The organism is Flavobacterium sp. DSR2-3-3 (assembly GCF_049896585.1).
Lineage (GTDB): Bacteria > Bacteroidota > Bacteroidia > Flavobacteriales > Flavobacteriaceae > Flavobacterium.
On record NZ_JAFCUP010000018.1, the window covers coordinates 12,220 to 32,609 of the forward strand.

Sequence of the window (20,390 nt, forward strand, 5' to 3'; positions counted from 1 at the left end):
TCCTTTTATTTTTTCTTTAAAAATAAAAGATTGAAGCGGAAAGCCCGACCCTTGGGTCACGCCCAAAGAATTAGAAACACACAATTAAATTAGATAATATGAAATTTTTTATTGACACGGCTAATTTAGCTCAGATTAAGGAAGCACAGGCGTTGGGCGTTTTGGATGGTGTTACAACTAATCCAACATTAATGGCAAAAGAAGGAATCACAGGAAAAAACAACATTTTGAAACATTATGTTGACATTTGTAATCTTGTTGATGGTGATGTTAGTGCCGAAGTAAATGCTTTGGATTACGACGGAATGATAAAAGAAGGTGAAGAGTTGGCGGATTTACACGAGCAAATCGTGGTAAAATTGCCGATGACTAAAGAGGGAGTGATGGCTGCTAAATACTTTTCGGAGAAAGGTATAAAAACAAATGTAACTTTAGTATTCTCGGCTGGTCAGGCTTTATTGGCTGCTAAAGCGGGAGCTACTTATGTTTCTCCGTTTATTGGTCGTTTAGATGATATTTCTACAGACGGTTTGGCTTTGATTGAAGAAATAAGATTAATTTATGATAACTACGGTTACGAAACTCAGATTCTTGCTGCTTCAGTGCGTCACACGATGCACATTGTAAACTGTGCGAAAATTGGTGCTGATGTGATCACCGGACCACTTTCCGCAATATATGGTTTGTTGAAACACCCATTGACTGATATCGGATTGGCGCAATTTGTGGCCGATTTTGAGAAAGGAAATAAATAGATTTAAGATTGAGATCACCGATTGTTGATTTCGGTATAAATAAAAACTCCCATTATGCTTAGCAAAATGGGAGTTTTTTTGTTAGTTTGGTTTTGATTAGTTTATGTTGAAATTAGTGTGCTCCACCAACTTCTATTTCTTTTCCGATTCCTTGTTTTTCTAGAATTCCAATTACTTTCCATCCGTAGAATGCTATGAATGCAAAACATAAAACTGGAATAAAGTAAGAAGCATGAATTCCGATGATATCCGCTAGTTTTCCTTGTAACGGTGGGATAATTCCACCACCCAGAATCATCATTACCAAGAAGGCAGAACCTTGAGACGTGTATTTTCCTAATCCGGCGATTGCCAATGAGAATATAGAAGGCCACATAATACTTAAGAATAATCCACCGCTCATAAAAGCAAAAATAGCTATTGTTCCAGTAGTGAATAAACCAATAAGCATGGCTGTCATTCCCATTAAACCAAAAATCATTAAGGTTCTAGACGGTTGGTCTTTTCCTAAAAAGAAACCAGCGATTTGAAATAAAATTACAAATGCATAAGCATATAAAGGCGTTACATCTTGTCCGGAAATAGCATTAGCAGCTAATACCACTCCAAAAGCTACATAAGGAACTACAATAAGTAAAATTTTCTTTAGTTGTGATGATGGGTTGAAAACTGTAATGGCTCCCGCCCAACGTCCGATCATCAAACTTCCCCAGTACATAGACATGTAAGGCGCTAAAGCAGGTCCAGAAATAGAACCAAAATCAGCGGTGACCAATAATTCACCAAGGTTACTTCCTATAGTTACTTCGACACCTACGTAAGCGAAAAGGGCTAACATTCCCAAAACTAATTGTGGGTATTTCATGGCTCCCCATCCTTCAGGATTTTTTTGAGCCGTGGTATTTGCAAAGAATAATCCAATAACAACCACTACAAGTGTGGAAACTGTTAAGGCTAATCCTAAGTAATCCTTTTCTTTATTCTCAATAAAACGAGTGATAAATTCAGGTTCCTCGTAACGGGAAAAGATATAGGCAAAAATAGCGACCAAAATTACAGTGATGGCAATTAGGGTTTTCATTGCTTTATTCGCGGTTTCAAAAGTAGAATCACTTTTTCCAGCCGGTAACTTTTTAGAAAAATGGAATAAAGCCGCTGCCAATAAAAACAGCCCTCCAACAAATACATACAGGATTCTCATTGAATCCAATGAATCTGGTTTTTTAGCATATTCTTCAATATTTACACCAGCAATAACGCCAAATAAGGCGATAGAAACCACTATCGGTCCTATTGTGGTGCCCAATGAATTAATTCCTCCGGCAAGATTCAGCCTGCTTGATGCTGAATGTGGTTCACCCAGTGAAGCGGCAAACGGCTGTGCCGATGTTTGTTGTAATGAAAAACCAAGTGCTACAATGAATAATGCACCAAGAATAAACAAATAACTTCCTTGTGTTACCGCTAAAATCATAAGCAGAGCCCCAAAAGTACTTATCAATAATCCGTAAATAATTCCTTTTTTGAATCCCCAACCGTTTAGGATATCTTTTTTGGCTATGCTGCTAAAAATAAAAAGCAATAAAGCACCGATGTAATAAGCACCATAAAAAGCAAAATCGATAAGTTGACTTTGAAATTGATCTAAGCCAAATTTAGCTTTGCAAAATGGAATGAAAATCCCGTTTGATGCTCCAATAAAACCCCAAAAGAAAAATACGGTTATGAGCGTGTAAAGCGCGGAATTGTTAGACTTTGTTTGTTCTGAATTCATAAGTATAAATTGGTTAGTGATGATTGTAAAATACTTTTATAACTGTAAGACCGTAAATATATTTGTTAAGTAAATTAAAAAAAAATAATTTAGACTAAATATTGTTATAATTATTGAATAACCATTTTTTGTTGAATTTGCCTGCTTTTTTTTCAAACATTTTGCTATTTCTAAAACAAGTAGAAATAAGAAATGCGGTTTGATATTTTCTAAATTGGTAAAAATGGGCTATGATTTCCGTGATTCAATAAATTTTGGGATCCAAAAGTAATTATTTAATTGTAGGGTGTTGATTTTTCTCTGCTCTTTTAAAAAAACCTATCTTTATAAATCAGTATAAAAAACGCAATATGAAAAGTGATCTAGAAAGAAAAACGGATATCAGTTATGAAAGTGCCGGAAAATTTGAGGAAACACGATTTGAAAAAATTCATAATAAAATTTTCAAAAACGCTTCGGAAGCATCTTTAATAGTTGCTCACGAAATTGCTCAATTGATTAAATCCAAACAAACCGAAAACAAAGCTTGTATTCTTGGTTTGGCAACTGGTTCTTCTCCGATTAAGGTATATGAAGAATTGGTTCGAATGCATCAAGAAGACGGCCTTAGTTTTAGCAATGTAGTCGCTTTTAATTTGGATGAGTATTATCCCATGAAGAAAGAGAACCACCATAGTTATCATCACTTCATGCACGAGCATTTGTTCAATCACATTGATATTAAACCGGAAAATATAAATATTCCTGATGGAACAGTGCAAGCTGATGCGCTCAAACAATATTGTATCGATTATGAAAATAAAATAAAAATTGCTGGTGGCCTTGATTTTCAATTGCTGGGAATTGGTCGTACAGGTCACGTAGGTTTTAATGAACCGGGTTCTCACATCAATTCCGGAACCCGAATAATTACTTTGGATTACATTACAAGAGTCGATGCTTCTTCTGATTTTAATGGAATCGAAAGTGTACCAAAAAGAGCACTTACCATGGGTGTTTCAACAATTCTTAAATCCAAAAGAATTGTTTTGATGGCTTGGGGCCAAAATAAAGCTGACATAATAAAGAGAACTATTCAGGGCGATAGCAGTCCTGATATTCCGGCAACCTTCTTGCAAAATCATGACAATACCACTTTTGTTTTAGATCAATCGGCAGCTTCGGAACTAACGCGGTTCAAAACACCATGGCTCGTTCAAGATTGCAATTGGACATTGGAACTAAAATGTAAAGCAATTGTTTGGCTGTGTTTAAAAACAAATCGCTCCATACTAAAATTGACCGACAGGGATTATAACAATAACGGCATGTCTGATTTGCTGGCTTTAGAAGGTTCTGCATACGATTTGAATATTAATATGTTCAATGTATTGCAACACACCATAACGGGATGGCCGGGAGGAAAGCCCAATACGGATGATACCAATAGACCTGAAAGAGCAAATCCCGCAAAGAAGCGAATTATCCTTTTTAGTCCGCATCCGGATGATGATGTGATTTCGATGGGAGGAACTTTTTCTAAATTGATACGACAAGGACATGATATTCATGTCGTGTATCAAACCTCAGGTAATATCGCTGTTACAGATGAAGAAGCTCTGAAATTTGCGGAAGTTTGTAATGATTTTGTTGACACTGAAGCGACAAAAATTGATTTTCAATCGGTTATTAATTTTTTGAATAATAAATCAGAAAATCAAATGGATTCCCCAGAAGTTAGAAAGCTAAAAGGACTTATCAGACGCAGAGAATCGTACGCAGCAGTGCGGTACATTGGATTGAATGAATCGAATATCCATTTTCTGGATATGCCTTTTTATGAGACGGGGCTAATAAAGAAAAACCCAATCCATGCGGAAGATATCGCTATTATAAAAGCGATTATAGAAAAAATAAAACCGCATCAGGTTTTTGCGGCCGGTGATCTTGCGGATCCGCACGGAACGCATGAAGTTTGCCTTAACGCTATTTTTGCGGCAATGGCCGATTTAAAACCACAACCGTTTATGAATGATTGTTGGCTATGGTTATACCGCGGCGCATGGCATGAGTGGGGAATACATGAAATAGACATGGCCGTTCCGTTAAGTCCGGAGGAAGTAATGTTAAAACGACACGCTATTTTGTACCATCAATCGCAAAAAGACCGCGTGATGTTTCAAGGTAATGATTCCAGAGAATTTTGGGTGCGTGCCGAAGACCGCAATAAACATACTGCAAAATTGTATGATGATTTAGGATTGGCAGAGTATGAAGCCATCGAAGCTTTTAAACGTTTTGACTATTAAGAATATATTGAAGACCTGTAAACTATGAAATACTTTTTAATCCTATTATTTGTAACTTTTGTTTCGAATGCTCAAATCGCCACCGAGCAATTAAACCTAGTGCCTTGGCCACAAAATATAAAGTTGGCCGCTGGCACTTTTGCTTTAAGCAAAAATTTTAAAGTGAATATTACCGGGAATCCTAATCCCAGAATTTTTATAGGCGCAACCAATTTCCTGCGACGATTGGATGGCAGAACGGGATTGTTTCTGGAGCAAAGTTTTTTGACAAAAGTTAACGAAAGTCCGGAAGCGGAATTGCAAATAAATTGTGTTCGCAACGGAAAAATAGAAATAAATGAAGATGAAAGTTACGAATTGAAAATTTCTTCTAATCAAATAACCATTAATGCCACAAGCGATTTAGGGGCTTTGCATGGTTTGGAGACGTTGTTACAATTGCTTCAAAATAATAGTACATCATATTACTTTCCGGTTGTTGAAATCTCGGATTCGCCACGTTTTACCTGGAGAGGCTTGATGATTGATGCGGCCCGACATTTTCAACCGGTAGATGTTATCAAAAGAAATCTGGACGCTATGGCTTCGATGAAAATGAATGTTTTTCATTGGCATTTAGCCGATGATCAAGGTTGGAGAATTGAATTGAAAAATCATCCTAAATTGACAGAATTAGCTTCAGATGGAAATTTTTACACTCAGGAAGAAATTAAAAGTATTGTAAAATATGCTGATGAAAGGGGGATTCTGGTTATTCCTGAAATAGATGTTCCGGGACACGCATCGGCGTTGCTGACTGCTTATCCGGAAATAGGAAGTAAAGTAGGCGAGGGGGAAATTACGTATGAAGTGCAAAGAAATTCAGGAATTTTCAATGCGACTTTAGACCCTACAAATCCAAAAACATACGAAGTTTTAAGTTCGATTTTTGACGAAGTGTGTCCGTTATTTCCGGGTAGTTATTTTCATATTGGCGGTGACGAAAATAATGGAAAAGAATGGAATGCAAATCCTGCTATTCAGCAATTTAAGAAAGATAATAATTTTGTCAACAACCATGATTTGCAAACTTATTTTAATATGAAGTTGATTCCAATCTTGAAAAAATACAACAAAAAATTAATGGGTTGGGAAGAAATAATGACTGAAAACATGTCAAAAGATGCTATAATTCATGCTTGGCGAGGAACTAATGAAGGTCAAGAAGCCGCTGGAGCATTGATCAAAGCCGCAAAGAGCGGTTACAATACTGTTTTGTCCAATGGGTATTATATTGATTTGATGCTTAGTTTAGAAAGTCATTATTTGAATGATCCCTTACCCAAAAAGATTATTCTTAGTCCAGAGGAAAAAGCAAAGGTTTTAGGAGGAGAAGCCGCGATGTGGAGCGAACTCGTAACGCCATTAAATATAGATTCCAGAATTTGGCCACGAACCGCCGCGATAGCCGAGCGATTATGGTCTGATGAATCCGTTACGGATATGAAAAGCTTACGTATAAGGTTGAAAACAATTTCTTTTAGATTAGAAGAACTCGGAATTACGCACATTAGAAACAAAGAAGTGATTTTAAGAAACATCAGCAACAATCAAGATACGCGTGCATTGAATGATTTTTCGAATCTTTGTGAACCACTGAAAAATTACAAACGCAATGGTGGCGGAAAGAAATACCGCATGCATTCTCCGTTGACACTGTTTGCGGATGCTTGTAATACCGATGCTTCGGAAGCAATAGATTTTAATGTTGCAGTCAATGCCTATTTATCGGATAAGAGCAAGGAGAATAAAGGGATTTTAACTAACTTTTTTAAGAAATGGATTGTCTTAAATTCCGATTTAATTGCTTTAGGTGCAAATGCACCGCTTGTGCAACCGCTATTGCCTTTGTCTAAAAGTTTGAGTGATGTATCGGAACAGTTGTTGCTTTTAATAGATAAAAAACAGAAAGTACGTCAAACGGTATTGGAAGATTTATTAGAAAAATGCAATACCAGAAGTCTTGCTGATGTAGAATTAGCAGTTTACGGCAGTTTGAAAAAGTTGTTGTAAACAAGAAAATGTAATATTGTTTTTACGAAGTAAGAATTTTGAAATCCTGACAACTGTGTCAGGATTTTTTTTAAACTATTATCCTAATAAACAAATTAAAACCGTTAAAAATCGATTTTTTGGGAATTCAGTAAATCAGTATTTTTTTTGTATTTTTGCAAAAATTTTATAAAATAAATATTCATGTTAACAGTAAATAATTTATCAGTTCAGTTTGGCAAACGAATTTTGTTTGACGAAGTAAATACTACCTTCACTCACGGTAATATCTACGGAGTTATCGGAGCCAATGGTGCTGGAAAATCTACTTTTCTTAAAATAATTGCCGGTGAAATGGATCCCACTTCGGGACATATTCATTTGGAACCAGGAAAACGTATGTCGGTTTTAAACCAAAACCACAATATGTTTGACGAAAGCACAGTATTGGAGACCGTTATGATGGGAAACAAAACCCTTTACGCGATCAAAAAAGAAATGGATGCTTTGTATTTAGATTACAATGATTCAAATGCGGACAGGATAGGCGAGTTACAAGTGCAATTTGAAGAAATGAATGGATGGAATGCTGATTCCGACGCGGCATCGATGTTATCAAATCTTGGAATTTCAGAGGAATATCATTATACTTTAATGGGAGATCTTGAGGGAAAAATTAAAGTTCGTGTCCTTTTGGCACAAGCGCTTTTTGGAAATCCGGATTTACTTATTATGGATGAACCTACCAATGATCTGGATTTTGAAACGATTGCTTGGTTAGAGAATTTCTTAGCTAACTATGAAAATACCGTAATTGTCGTTTCTCACGACAGACACTTTTTGGATTCCGTTTGTACGCATATTTCTGATATCGATTTCAGTAAAATAAATCATTATTCCGGAAACTATACATTCTGGTATGAATCAAGTCAATTAGCAGCAAAACAACGCGCGCAACAAAACAAAAAAGCAGAAGAAAAGAAGCAGGAATTAGAAGAATTTATTCGTCGTTTTAGTGCGAATGTAGCCAAATCAAAACAAGCTACTTCGCGTAAAAAAATGATTAGTAAATTGAATATTTCCGAGATAAAACCATCAAGTCGTCGTTATCCGGCTATTATTTTTGACCAAGAGCGTGAAGCAGGAGATCAAATTTTGAATGTGCAGAATTTAAGCGCTTCTATTGAAGGAGATGTTTTGTTTAAAGGCGTAGATTTGAATATGGCCAAAGGTGATAAAATCGTTCTTTTCTCCAAAGATTCACGTGCTACGACAGCTTTCTATGAAATTTTGAACGGAAATAAAAAAGCGGATTCCGGAACTTATGACTGGGGAGTTACAACAAACCAAGCGTATTTGCCAGTAGAAAACCATTCATTTTTTGAGAGCGATTACACGCTTGTAGACTGGTTGCGTCAATGGGTAAAAACGGAAGAAGAACGTGATGAGGTAAATATTCGTAGTTTCCTTGGGAAAATGATTTTCTCAGGTGAAGAGGCGTTGAAAACCTGTAGAGTATTATCCGGAGGAGAAAAAGTGCGTTGCATGTTGTCTCGAATGATGATGGAAAGAGCGAATGTTTTAATGCTTGACGAACCTACCAATCATTTGGACCTAGAGTCGATTACGGCTTTTAATAATTCCTTGAAAAATTTTAAGGGCTCTGTAATTTTTACCACTCATGATCATGAGTTTTCTCAAACAGTTGCAAATAGAGTAATTGAATTAACACCTAATGGAGCGATTGACCGTTACATGACTTTTGATGATTACCTTGATGATGAAAAAGTTCAGGAATTGAGAGCTAAAATGTATATTGTATAAATAGTAATTTATATTGGAGTTAAAAAATATCCCGCAATTGCGGGATATTTTTACTAAAAGAAGTTTTTGATTTTCGAGTTTAATTAAACGATCATTATTTCTTACCGAAAATTTTAGTGATGATAAAAATGATAATAGCGATAACGACAACAACTATAAATATACCAACACCTACTCCAGCTTTGAATATCCCCTCTATTATTGAACAACTTGAAAATGATATTAATACTATAAAAAGCATCAATAATTTAGTGATTCTTTTTTGCATGATTTTATGTTTTTTATGTTAAATTTTAAAAAGTAAAATTAGGGTATCACTCCAGGTCTCTATTACATAATTTTTATTGATTGTTGTAAAATTAAGTAATGTAAATATACTGTTTTTATAGAATTATTTGAATTAGCATTTTCTCTCTTTTTAATTATAAAATCATAAATTGGAATTTGTATATTTGTCCAACCAAACCATAAAATTACTATGAGTCAAAAAGTATTACTTACTGCAAAAGAAGTTACTATCATATTACATCGTTTGGCCTGTCAATTAATCGAAAAACACTTAGATTTTTCAGATACAATATTAGTTGGAATTCAACCAAGAGGTGTTTTTTTGGCGGAGCGTTTAAAAAAAATTTTAGAAAAAGAATACCAAACTCCTGAAATTCAGTTGGGTTATCTGGACATCACTTTTTTTAGGGATGATTTTAGAAGAACCGAAAAGCCATTAGAAGCCAATAAAACCAAAATTAATTTTATCGTCGAAAATAAAAAAGTCATTTTCATAGATGATGTTTTGTTTACTGGACGAAGCATTCGATCTGCATTGACTGCTATTCAATCTTTTGGCCGACCATCGGAAATTGAACTTTTGGTTTTGATAGACAGACGTTTCAGTCGCAATTTACCCATTCAACCGGATTACAGAGGTAGACAGGTTGATGCGATAAATAATGAAAAAGTAAAAGTGAGCTGGAAAGAAAATGAAGGTGAAGATGGGGTGTATTTAATTACAAGTTAGATTGAAAACAAACGCTAACTATTAAAAACTATAATCGTAAATAAAAATGAAAGAATTAAGCGTAAATCATTTATTAGGCATAAAATACATCAACAAGAATGATATTGACCTGATTTTTGAAACTGCCGATCATTTTAAAGAAGTCATCAATCGACCCATTAAGAAAGTGCCTTCGTTACGAGATATCACTATCGCCAATATTTTCTTCGAAAACAGTACCAGAACAAAACTCTCTTTTGAATTAGCACAAAAACGTTTATCAGCAGATGTGATTAGCTTTTCGGCAGCGCAATCATCTGTCAAAAAAGGAGAAACATTAATAGATACCGTAAATAATATCCTTTCGATGAAAGTAGATATGGTTGTGATGCGACATTCCAATCCCGGCGCTGCTTATTTTTTGTCCAAAAACGTAAAAGCCAGTATCGTAAATGCTGGAGATGGCGCACATGAACATCCTACACAAGCTTTATTAGACAGTTATTCCATTCGGGAAAAACTAGGTGAAGTAGCCGGAAAAAAAGTCGTTATTGTAGGAGATGTTTTGCATTCCAGGGTCGCCTTGTCCAATATTTATGCTTTGCAAATGCAAGGCGCTGAGGTCAAAGTATGCGGTCCTAAAACACTTATTCCAAGATATATTGAATCACTAGGCGTTACCGTGGAACCTAATTTACGAAAAGCATTAGAATGGTGTGATGTTGCTAATATGTTGCGCGTCCAAAATGAGCGTATGGATGTCAATTATTTCCCGTCTACAAGAGAATATGCGCAGCAATATGGAGTTGATAAACCGCTTTTGGATTCTCTTAATAAAGAAATTATAATCATGCATCCCGGACCTATTAATCGCGGTGTCGAAATTACAAGTGAAGTAGCAGATTCCAATCAATCCGTGATTTTAAACCAAGTAGAAAATGGTGTGGCAATCAGAATGGCAGTTATTTATCTTTTGGCTTCAAAAATTCAATAAATCAACATAAAACTTTGTAAATTAGCTACGTATAAACTACGCTGCCTTTAAGCAGTCTCTGAAATTTAATATAATGAAAGTAGATCAAAAAGGACATACAATATCAATTAGAGATACGCAGGGCGATTTTACTTCTTTTTTAATGAAGGTTACCCACCAATATAAAACATTCGAAAAACATAACATAATAATTGATCTTTTGCTGCATAACGATTTGTCAACGAATGATATTAAGTTATTTATGCCGTTATCAAAACAACATAAAAAAGCTAAAAAGTCATTTGTTATCGTCACTCCAGATTTTGACTACAATGCTGTACCTTCTAAATTAACAGTTGTACCTTCACTATTAGAAGCGCATGACATTATAGAAATGGAAGAGATTGAAAGAGATTTAGGTTTTTAAATTGGTTTATTCGGTTATGTTTAACCGTTTAATTGATTTAAGAAAAATAAGAAATAACCGAATAAGCAAAAACTTGAAACTAACAATCCTTGGTTGCTATGCCGCAACACCCCGAACGTTTACCAATCCTACTTCTCAGATTTTGGAAATAAAAAACAGACTTTTTCTGATTGATTGCGGGGAAGGAACGCAAGTACAATTGCGGAAGAATAAAATCCGATTTTCTAAAATAAACCATATTTTTATTTCCCATTTGCATGGGGACCACTTTTTTGGATTAGTGGGTTTAGTATCAACATTTACTTTGCTGAACCGAACTACGGATTTGCATATTTATGGTCCAAAGGGCATCAAAGAAATTATCAAGCTGCAATTGCGATTGTCTAATTCCTGGACCAATTACGGTTTATTTTTTCATGAATTGGAATCTCTTGAAAGCGAGATTATTTTTGAAGACGACAAGGTTTTGGTGAAAACCATTCCATTGAAACATCGCGTGTACACCAACGGTTTTTTGTTCCAAGAAAAAATAGGTGATCGAAAACTAAATTTGGATGCCGTTCAAAATTATGAAATAGAAAGCTGTTATTACCAAAAAATAAAAAACGGAAAAGACATCACGTTAGAAGACGGAAGAATTATAGCAAACGACAACTTAACATTTGATCCTATTCCGGCAAAGAATTACGCTTTTTGTTCGGATACGGTTTATAATGAATCAATAATTCCAATTATAGCAAATATAGATGTACTGTACCATGAATCTACTTTCCTACAATCTGAGGAAAATCTGGCCAAAAAAACATTACATTCTACAGCAAAGGAAGCAGCAACCATTGCTTTGAAAGCAAATGCCAAACAATTAATTTTAGGACATTATTCTACTCGATATGAAAGTATTCAATTGTTTAAAGAAGAAGCCGAAACTATTTTTCCTGAAGTGCTCTTAGGCGATGATGGAAAAAGCTTCGAGTTTTAAATACAGAAATTAATTTAGATTGTAAAAATTGCCAATAGGATTTTTTATTTTAATTGAATCATCAAATGATCTAACATTTTTAAAAAACAAAATTATGAATGACTTAAGTAATTACAGAAAATCATACGAGAAGAGTGAATTGTTAGAATCCAATATTCCGGAGGATCCAATTAACTTGTTTAATCGCTGGTTTCATGAAGTAGAAGATCTTGGTGGCGACAGCGAAGTAAATGCGATGACAGTGGCAACAATTGGATTAGATGGCTTTCCGAAGTCCCGAGTTGTCTTATTGAAAAAGTTTAATGAAGAAGGTTTTATTTTTTATACCAATTATAATTCAGAAAAGGGTAAGGCTATTGCTGAAAATCCTAACGTTTGCCTGTCTTTTTTTTGGCATACCATGGAGCGTCAGGTTATCATAAAAGGAATAGCAAAAAGGACATCGGAAATAAATTCTGACAGTTATTTTGAATCCAGACCAAACGGAAGTAAATTGGGAGCAATTGTATCTACTCAAAGTGAAGTAGTTCCGTCCAGAGAATATTTAGAGGAAAACCTGAAGCAGTTAGAAAAAGATTTTGAGAGTGTCGTAATTCCGAGACCCAAACACTGGGGCGGATTTTTAGTAACTCCTTTAGAAGTAGAGTTTTGGCAAGGGAGACCCAATCGATTACATGACAGAATTCGTTATACAAGTCAACAAGATTATTCTTGGAAAATTGACCGTTTGGCTCCATAGTGTAAGAAATATATATATTTAATTATTTTTATAATGTAGTTCATCGATTTTTTTTGGTATTTAAACGGTAAAATGCTTATGTTTGAGTAAGAAAAAAAAACATAGTATTATATATTAAAGTTGTTTGCCCCACAATCTACTTTAAACCTAACCTGCTAAAATTATGAAGTTAAAATTACTTCGTGCATTATTGCTCGCTACTGTAATATGTACTATGAGTTCCTGTTCTTCAGAAGATTCCGAAGTTGAAGCTACTACTGTAAGTCTCCAAAAAGTAGCTAATTACTCTTACAACTCTATTGAATTGAAGACAATGGAATTGATCAATTCACACAGAGTTAGTAAAGGTTTAAATCCTTTGCAAAATATTAATCACATGTCGTACAAATCTGAAGAACATAGTAATTATATGATTGCTAATAATGTTGTAAACCACAATGGTTTTTCAGCCCGTTCAGAGAATATAATGCAAACCTTGGGTGCTACGTCTGTGAGTGAAAATATAGCTTACAATTACAACACGCCGGAAGCCGTTTTAAACGCATGGTTAGCCAGTCCTGGTCACAAAGAAAATATTGAAGGTAATTTTACACATTTTGGAATCGCTATTAAGGAGAATCCCGCAACTGGTAAAAAGTATTACACAAATATTTTTGCAAAAATATAAGTTGAGTTTTTTATAATTAAAAGGCTGTCTTATCCCCAAAAGACAGTCTTTTATATTTTAAAATATCTCACATATTTAACCGTATTTCAAATATTTAAAAAATTGTATTTGTATTTTTTTTTAAGTCCAATGAATTCTTTTTCATTGGACTTTTTTAATATTGTTATTTAAGTCAAAGATTGATCAAACATGCTCCTATACAGTTGTTAATCCTTTTAAAGCTTTAGATTTTGCATTACTTGATTAACATGACCGTCAACTTAAATCAAATCCTAATTTATGAAATAAGTAAAAAAGTAGGCTGCCTTTATCAGGCAGCCTACTAGGTTTAACCATGATCGTTTTTTACAAAGCAGTAATAATAAATTCACTTCTTCGGTTCAATTGGTGTTCGTCCTCAGTACATTTTACATCATCAGCACATTTATTTACCAGTTGTGTTTCACCATATCCTTTTCCAGTCAATCGGTTTGCATTTACGCCATTTTTGATTAACCAATTAATAGTAGATACAGCTCTTCTATCAGATAATGCTTCATTATATTTAAATGTTTGCCTGCTATCCGTATGGGAACGAATATCAAGTTTCATTGTTGGATTTTGGTTTAAAACATCTAATATTTTTTCTAAATCAAACGCTGCTTCTTGTCGGATGTTTGATTTATCTAAATCAAAATAAATCATTTTTATATTAAAACATTTACCTAAATCATCACCAATTGTTACTTTGCATTTCGCGTTTTCTAATGCTATTGGCAAGTATGTTTTTCCATTTTCATTCGCTATTACAATCATCTGTTCCTTAGTTGTATATTCAGGTTTTTGAGCTCTTACATAATATGTTTTGCCGCATTCAACAGTAAAAGAATAATTACCCTTATCATCAGAAATAGTTGTGTTAAGGATATTAAATTGATTGTCAAATAAAGTTACTTTAGCATCAGGAAGTAATTCTGCTGTAGCAAGATCAGTAATCTCACCATATAATAATTGTTGACATGTGATTTTTTTTTGCTCTAAAAATTTATAAATATCATCGTATCCCAGACCACCATCCCTGTTTGAGGTGAAAAAACCTCTTCTTGATTTTGTATCTATTAAATAAGCGAAATCATCTTTTGGAGAATTAATATCAGCACCTACATTTTGTACCTCTTCAAAAGTTCCATTGGGATTAATAGTCGAAACAAAAACATCTAAACCTCCTAAGCCGGGATGTCCGTCTGATGCAAAGTAAATTTCGTTTTCATCATTTACAAATGGAAAAGTTTCTCTTCCTTCAGTGTTGATTGTATTTCCTAAATTCACCGGAATACCGAAGGTTCCATTATCGTTTATTTGTACTTTATATAAATCGGATAGACCAACTGTTCCCGGCATGTCAGATGCAAAATATAATGTTTTACCATCGGGACTTAACGCAGGATGTGCAACACTGTAATTATCGCTATTAAAAGGAAGTTCAGTTATATTTGACCAAGAATCATTTTCTAAAATGGCTTTATATATTTTTATTAAAGTAATTTTATTAGCATCTTTTCCTTTTTTGCCATCGAGATAATTGTTTCGGGTAAAGTACATTGTTTTCCCGTCTTTTGTAAAAGCAGGGGTAGACTCATGAAATTTAGAATTTATTTTTTTGTCAAACTTTTGTGGTTTTTCAGGGATCATATTTTCCCCTAAATTGGCGGCATATAAATTAGTGAAATATTGATTTGTCCATTTGTGTTTTCTTTGTCCTAAACTTCCCGTGTCCCTTGCTGATGCGAACACGATTTCATTTGAAAAGAATGCCGTCCCATAATCGGAATAAATAGAGTTTATTCCGGCATCCTCAATTTTATATCTTCCAGAGTTGGCTTTTATAGCGTCAAGATAATTCACATTTTTCATGAAAAGACGTCCGCGGCTATCGTTTCCCGATTTTTGATTAAACAATTCCAATAGTTCGTTAGCTTTATCATTTTGACCAATGGATCTTAACGATTGCGCATAACGGAAATAATATTCAGGTTCCAAGTCGGTAGTATATACAGCAAATAATTCACCATACCACTTGGCCGCTTGTTCTAACTCAGCATTGAAGTAATAGGAATTGCCTAATTTTTTAAACATATCTGCCGATTTATATCCTTTTTCGGCTACTTTTTCGTAGGTTTTTATAGCGTCAATGTAGGCATAGTTGTCGTATTTTTTGTCTGCAATTTTTACCTTTTCTTTTTGCGGGTATACATTAAATGAAAACGCAATAATTAATGTTATACAAAAGAGTATATTATTTTTCATATTAATTGTTTTAGAAGAATCTTGGAGTTGTAATTTTACCATTATTTTTAAATATTTCATAGCGCAAGAATATTTCATGAGAACCAGAATTATAATTTCTTAATCGGGTTGTCTCCCTGTCATATCCATACCCTATGTACATTCCATCAGAAACTTGAAAACCAACCATGGCACTGAGCGCTGCACTCCATCTGTAAGCAACTCCCACTACAAATTTTTCATTAAACATAAAGTTACCAGAAACATCAACTTGTAGTGGCGCCCCTAAAACCATTTTAGTTAGTAATGCAGGTTTAAATTTTAATGAACTATTGATATCGAAAACATAACCGCCTATTAAATAATAATGTATTTTTTCTCTAAAGATTGCAATTTCATTATCATCATAACGGTCTGATTCAATAAAATTTGGAATGGAAATACCAACGTATGCTTTATCAGAATGAAGATATAAACCTGCTCCAATATTAGGCGAAAATTTATTCTCGATATTTTGCATCGTGGGATCAAGTGGATAGGAATCAACAGGATTTAATTTTGAAATATCTAAATTGAATAAATTTGCAGTTGCCTTTAAACCAAATGATAGTTTATAATCTTCCGATATAGGAATGGTGTAGGAGAAATCAGCAGAAATTGTACTTTCATTTGTGGGTCCAATTTTATCACTAATAAAAGAAACTCCTAAACCAAGATTAGTATCATTTAGCGGGGTGTTGATTGAGGCAACATTTGTAACAGGGGCACCGTCCAACCCTACCCATTGTGTACGATGCATGGCGAAAATACTCATTGCTCCTCTAGATCCTGCATAAGCGGGATTGATGTTAATGGTATTGTACATGTACTGAGTATATTGTGCATCTTGTTGTGCAAAACCAGTAAATGATGTAAACATTAACAATATTAAAAATATTTTTGTTCTCATAGTAGATTTTTTTGTTGTGATTGAACTACTTCTTTTTTTAGATTCAAAAGATCTGTTTCGAAAAATTTCAACACTATTTATATTAAAGAATAGGGCTAATTCATTTTTTTACCTGAAGACTTTTAACTGTCCTCAGGATTTACATTAATTCAAAATTATTTAGTAAGGTATAAATACCCGTCTAATTTTTTCATTTCTACTTTACCATTCGCATCAATAGTACTGTAATTTAAGATGTAAAAATAGGTTCCTGTCGGTAAACCAGAAGACTGATTAACAGTTGATCTTCCACGAGAGATACCTTCAAAATTATTAGTTTGATTATTGTAATTTTTAGTTTCAAAAACTAATACACCCCAACGGTTATATATTTCAACAGTGTTTTCCGGATAACAAGCAGTATCATCAATATTATCGATAACGAACACTTCGTTTATACCATCTCCATTTGGTGAAAAAGCATTGTGTACCTTTATGTCACCACATCCTAAAACAATACAATCATCGTTAATATTTATAGTCAGTACTATTTTTCTTGGACAATTATCGTTGTTGATTCGATATTCAAAAACTTTGTTGCCCAAACTTAATCCAAAAGGGTATAGGATGTTTCCTTGTAATGCTCGTGTGTTATCAACATCTACCCAAGTTCCGTTTGTTGGTGTTCCGGCAGGTAATAAATTAAAGATATTGATTGTTGAAGAGTCTCCACTACATGCAGAGCTTGCAATGGATATTTCGCTATTTGCCACAGATACATTAACCGTTTGAGTAAATATAGAAATGTTTCCACAAGAATCTGAAACAGACCATTTTCTTACAATTGAATAAGAGTTCTGAGAACTATTAGTGATTGTCTCGGTATATATTGCCGGAGAAGCTGTTGAACAATTATCTGCAAAAATAAGTTCTGGTTTTAAAGGGATAGCATCGCAATTCACATTGACAGTAGCAGCAAACTCTGTTGCAGTTGTTGGACCATTAGTATCTTGTACTCTGATGATTTGAGAGGCAGTAGTCGAATTTCCTGCTGAATCTGTAGCTGTCCAAGTTCTTGTTACAGTGTAAGAACCAACACAACTTCCTTGAACAGTTGTGTCAATGAATTTTAACGTCACAGAACTACATGTATCGGTTGCTGTTGCTTGAGCAAAATTTGGAGTAGCACTACAATTTATCGTTGATGGCACTGGCAATGATGTAAAGACGGGTCCAGTACTATCTTTAATAATTATTGTTATTGTAGCGGTACCACAGTTTTTAGGGTTTAATTTTTCACATATTTGGTATATTAAAACGTAAGTTCCGGGAATTGTTCCGTTTAATGTTTTGATATCTCCAAGGTTATCCAATTGAATGTTTGGATTTTGTTCAGAAACCAAAGTGATATTTACCGCTGAAGCTACTACGAGGTTTCCATTACTTAAATCGTTTACTAATACATTTCCTAACAATCCAGACGATGTACAATTTTCGATTGAAAAAACATCATCATTAGCGACAATAGCAGGAGCAGAAACGGTAACACTAACCGTAGCAGTATCACAATTGGTTGGATTGCGTATTTCACAGATTTGGTATACTAATGTATAATTTCCAGCAGGCGTACCCGGAGCAACAATAACATTAGTACCAGAAAGCGTGATTCCAGCATTTGAAGAAGAAACAAAAGTTGTATTCACTTGCGAAGCCAAAACAGGAATTCCGTTTAGGGTATCATTAATCAAGACATTAGTGAAAGCCGTTCCGCCGTTTGAACCATTTACAGCAGTTCCGGTATCATCATTAGCGACAATAGCAGGAGCTGAAACTGTAATAGTAACTGTAGCAGTATCACAATTGGTTGGATTGCGTATTTCACAGATTTGGTATACCAACGTATAGTTTCCAGCAGGCGTACCCGGAGCAACAATAACATTAGTACCAGAAAGCGTGATTCCAGCATTCGAAGAAGAAACAAAAGTTGTATTCACTTGCGAAGCCAAAACAGGAATTCCGTTTAGGGTATCATTAATCAAGACATTAGTGAAAGCCGTTCCGCCGTTTGAACCATTTACAGCAGTTCCCGTATCATCATTAGCAACAATAGCAGGCGCTGAAACGGTAACACTGACCGTAGCAGTATCACAATTGGTTGGATTGCGTATTTCACAGATTTGATATACTAATGTATAGTTACCGGCAGGCGTACCCGGAGCAACAAGAACATTAGTACCAGAAAGCGTGATTCCAGCATTCGAAGAAGAAACAAAAGTTGTGTTCACTTGCGAAGCCAAAACAGGAAGTCCGTTTAGGGTATCATTAATCAAGACATTTGTGAAAGCCGTTCCGCCGTTTGAGCCATTTATAGCAGTTCCGGTATCATCATTAGCGACAATAGCAGGAGCTGAAACTGTAACAGTAACCGTAGCAGTATCACAATTGGTTGGATTAAGTATTTCACAGATTTGATATACTAATGTATAGGTACCAGCAGGCGTACCCGGAGCAACAAGAACATTAGTACCAGAAAGCGTGATTCCAGCATTCGAAGAAGAAACAAAAGTTGTATTCACTTGCGAAGCCAAAACAGGAATTCCGTTTAGGGTATCATTAACTAGGACATTAGTAAAAGCCGTTCCGCCGTTTGAGCCATTTATAGCAGTTCCGGTATCATCATTAGCGACAATAGCAGCAGCTGAAACTGTAACAGTAACCGTAGCAGTATCACAATTGGTTGGATTAAGTATTTCACAGATTTGATATACTAATGTATAGGTACCGGCAGGCGTACCCGGAGCAACAAGAACATTAGTACCAGAAAGCGTGATTCCAGCATTCGAAGAAGAAACAAAAGTTGTTATTAGATCCTCTGTTTTAGCTTCTTTACAATTTAGTAAATCATTTATTAAAACATTACTTACTGATATTCCACCTGCTACTCCATTTATTTGTATTCCTGTGTCATCATTAGCTATAATTTCTCCGACCACCGTTACAATTTGAGTACAAGTAGCGGTATTCCCTGCATGGTCTGTTAGAGTCCAAGTTACGGTTGTGTTTCCGATAGGGAAAACGGTAGGCGCATCGTTGGTTACAGATTTCACCTCACAATTATCAGTAGTAGTTGGATTTCCAAGAGTTACATTGGCTTTAGCCGCAGTACAGGAAGCCACGTCCACAGGCACCGTTACCGGCGCTGCACAGGTTATAGTTGGATTGATATTGTCTACCACCGTTACAATTTGAGTACAAGTAGCAGTGTTTCCTGCATTGTCTGTTACAGTCCAAGTTACGGTTGTGTTTCCGATAGGGAAAACGGTAGGCGCATCGTTGGTTACAGATTTCACCCCACAATTATCAGTAGAAGTTGGAGTTCCAAGAGTTACATTGGCTTTAGCCGCAGTACAGGAAGCCACGTCCACAGGCACCGTTACCGGCGCTGCACAGGTTATAGTTGGATTGATATTGTCTACCACCGTTACAATTTGAGTACAAGTAGCGGTATTCCCTGCATGGTCTGTTACAGTCCAAGTTACGGTTGTGTTTCCGATAGGGAAAACGGTAGGCGCATCGTTGGTTACAGATTTTACCTCACAGTTATCAGCAGTAGTTGGATTTCCGAGAGTTACATTGGCTTTAGCCGCAGTACAGGAAGCCACGTCCACAGGCACCGTTACCGGCGCTGCACAGGTTATAGTTGGATTTATATTGTCTACCACCGTTACGATTTGAGTACAAGT

Annotated in this window: 15 protein-coding genes; 10 read left to right on the forward strand and 5 right to left on the reverse strand. The window is 35.2% G+C overall.

What is annotated here, in order from left to right:
* The first annotated feature begins 98 nt into the window (after positions 1–98).
* Positions 99–755, forward strand: a complete 657-nt coding sequence (gene fsa / locus ACP7AQ_RS15775) for a fructose-6-phosphate aldolase (RefSeq protein ID WP_091206595.1) — start codon at positions 99–101, stop codon at positions 753–755.
* Positions 756–867: 112 nt separating this feature from the next.
* Here fsa and ACP7AQ_RS15780 read toward each other — a convergent pair whose 3' ends face one another.
* The gene (locus ACP7AQ_RS15780; RefSeq protein ID WP_426096130.1) at positions 868–2,529 is read right to left on the reverse strand and encodes an MFS transporter; all 1,662 of its coding nucleotides are present in this window, start codon (positions 2,527–2,529) and stop codon (positions 868–870) included.
* 350 nt (positions 2,530–2,879) lie between these two features.
* Here ACP7AQ_RS15780 and nagB point away from each other — a divergent pair, with 350 nt between their 5' ends.
* From nagB to ACP7AQ_RS15795, 3 genes are all read left to right on the forward strand, one after another.
* Positions 2,880–4,817: a glucosamine-6-phosphate deaminase gene (gene nagB / locus ACP7AQ_RS15785; RefSeq protein WP_426096131.1), complete on the forward strand. Its 1,938-nt coding sequence runs from the start codon at positions 2,880–2,882 to the stop codon at positions 4,815–4,817.
* Between the two features lie 24 nt (positions 4,818–4,841).
* Positions 4,842–6,869 carry a beta-N-acetylhexosaminidase gene (locus tag ACP7AQ_RS15790; RefSeq protein WP_426096132.1) on the forward strand — a complete coding sequence of 676 codons (2,028 nt, stop codon included), beginning with the start codon at positions 4,842–4,844 and terminating at the stop codon, positions 6,867–6,869.
* 183 nt (positions 6,870–7,052) lie between these two features.
* Positions 7,053–8,672, forward strand: a complete 1,620-nt coding sequence (locus tag ACP7AQ_RS15795; RefSeq protein WP_426096133.1) for an ABC-F family ATP-binding cassette domain-containing protein — start codon at positions 7,053–7,055, stop codon at positions 8,670–8,672.
* A 94-nt stretch (positions 8,673–8,766) separates the two neighbouring features.
* On the opposite strand, the gene ACP7AQ_RS15800 is transcribed toward ACP7AQ_RS15795, so the two are convergent.
* Positions 8,767–8,940, reverse strand: coding sequence for a hypothetical protein (locus ACP7AQ_RS15800; RefSeq protein WP_426096134.1), 174 nt, complete (start codon positions 8,938–8,940; stop codon positions 8,767–8,769).
* A gap of 210 nt (positions 8,941–9,150) precedes the next feature.
* Here ACP7AQ_RS15800 and pyrR point away from each other — a divergent pair, with 210 nt between their 5' ends.
* The 6 genes from pyrR to ACP7AQ_RS15830 all read left to right on the forward strand — a co-directional run bounded on the left by pyrR (position 9,151) and on the right by ACP7AQ_RS15830 (position 13,454).
* Entirely contained in the window at positions 9,151–9,690 is a 540-nt protein-coding gene (gene pyrR / locus ACP7AQ_RS15805) for a bifunctional pyr operon transcriptional regulator/uracil phosphoribosyltransferase PyrR (RefSeq protein WP_426096135.1), read from the forward strand.
* Positions 9,691–9,736: 46 nt separating this feature from the next.
* A complete protein-coding gene (locus ACP7AQ_RS15810; RefSeq protein ID WP_196853268.1) occupies positions 9,737–10,663 on the forward strand; it encodes an aspartate carbamoyltransferase catalytic subunit in 927 nt (308 codons plus the stop codon).
* A gap of 73 nt (positions 10,664–10,736) precedes the next feature.
* On the forward strand, positions 10,737–11,069 hold the full coding sequence (locus tag ACP7AQ_RS15815) for a ribonuclease Z (RefSeq protein ID WP_426096136.1): 333 nt from the start codon (positions 10,737–10,739) through the stop codon (positions 11,067–11,069).
* 73 nt (positions 11,070–11,142) lie between these two features.
* The gene (locus ACP7AQ_RS15820) at positions 11,143–12,048 is read left to right on the forward strand and encodes a ribonuclease Z (RefSeq protein ID WP_426096137.1); all 906 of its coding nucleotides are present in this window, start codon (positions 11,143–11,145) and stop codon (positions 12,046–12,048) included.
* 94 nt (positions 12,049–12,142) lie between these two features.
* The gene (gene pdxH / locus ACP7AQ_RS15825; RefSeq protein ID WP_426096138.1) at positions 12,143–12,787 is read left to right on the forward strand and encodes a pyridoxamine 5'-phosphate oxidase; all 645 of its coding nucleotides are present in this window, start codon (positions 12,143–12,145) and stop codon (positions 12,785–12,787) included.
* Between the two features lie 163 nt (positions 12,788–12,950).
* Positions 12,951–13,454, forward strand: coding sequence for a CAP domain-containing protein (locus ACP7AQ_RS15830; RefSeq protein ID WP_426096139.1), 504 nt, complete (start codon positions 12,951–12,953; stop codon positions 13,452–13,454).
* Between the two features lie 345 nt (positions 13,455–13,799).
* Here ACP7AQ_RS15830 and ACP7AQ_RS15835 read toward each other — a convergent pair whose 3' ends face one another.
* From ACP7AQ_RS15835 to ACP7AQ_RS15845, 3 genes are all read right to left on the reverse strand, one after another.
* On the reverse strand, positions 13,800–15,740 hold the full coding sequence (locus tag ACP7AQ_RS15835) for an OmpA family protein (RefSeq protein ID WP_426096140.1): 1,941 nt from the start codon (positions 15,738–15,740) through the stop codon (positions 13,800–13,802).
* A gap of 10 nt (positions 15,741–15,750) precedes the next feature.
* Positions 15,751–16,668 (reverse strand): PorP/SprF family type IX secretion system membrane protein, encoded by a 918-nt coding sequence (locus ACP7AQ_RS15840; RefSeq protein WP_426064881.1) that lies wholly within the window; start codon positions 16,666–16,668, stop codon positions 15,751–15,753.
* Between the two features lie 155 nt (positions 16,669–16,823).
* Positions 16,824–20,390 (reverse strand): gliding motility-associated C-terminal domain-containing protein (locus ACP7AQ_RS15845; RefSeq protein ID WP_426096141.1); only part of this gene is annotated, 3,567 nt, incomplete at its 5' end.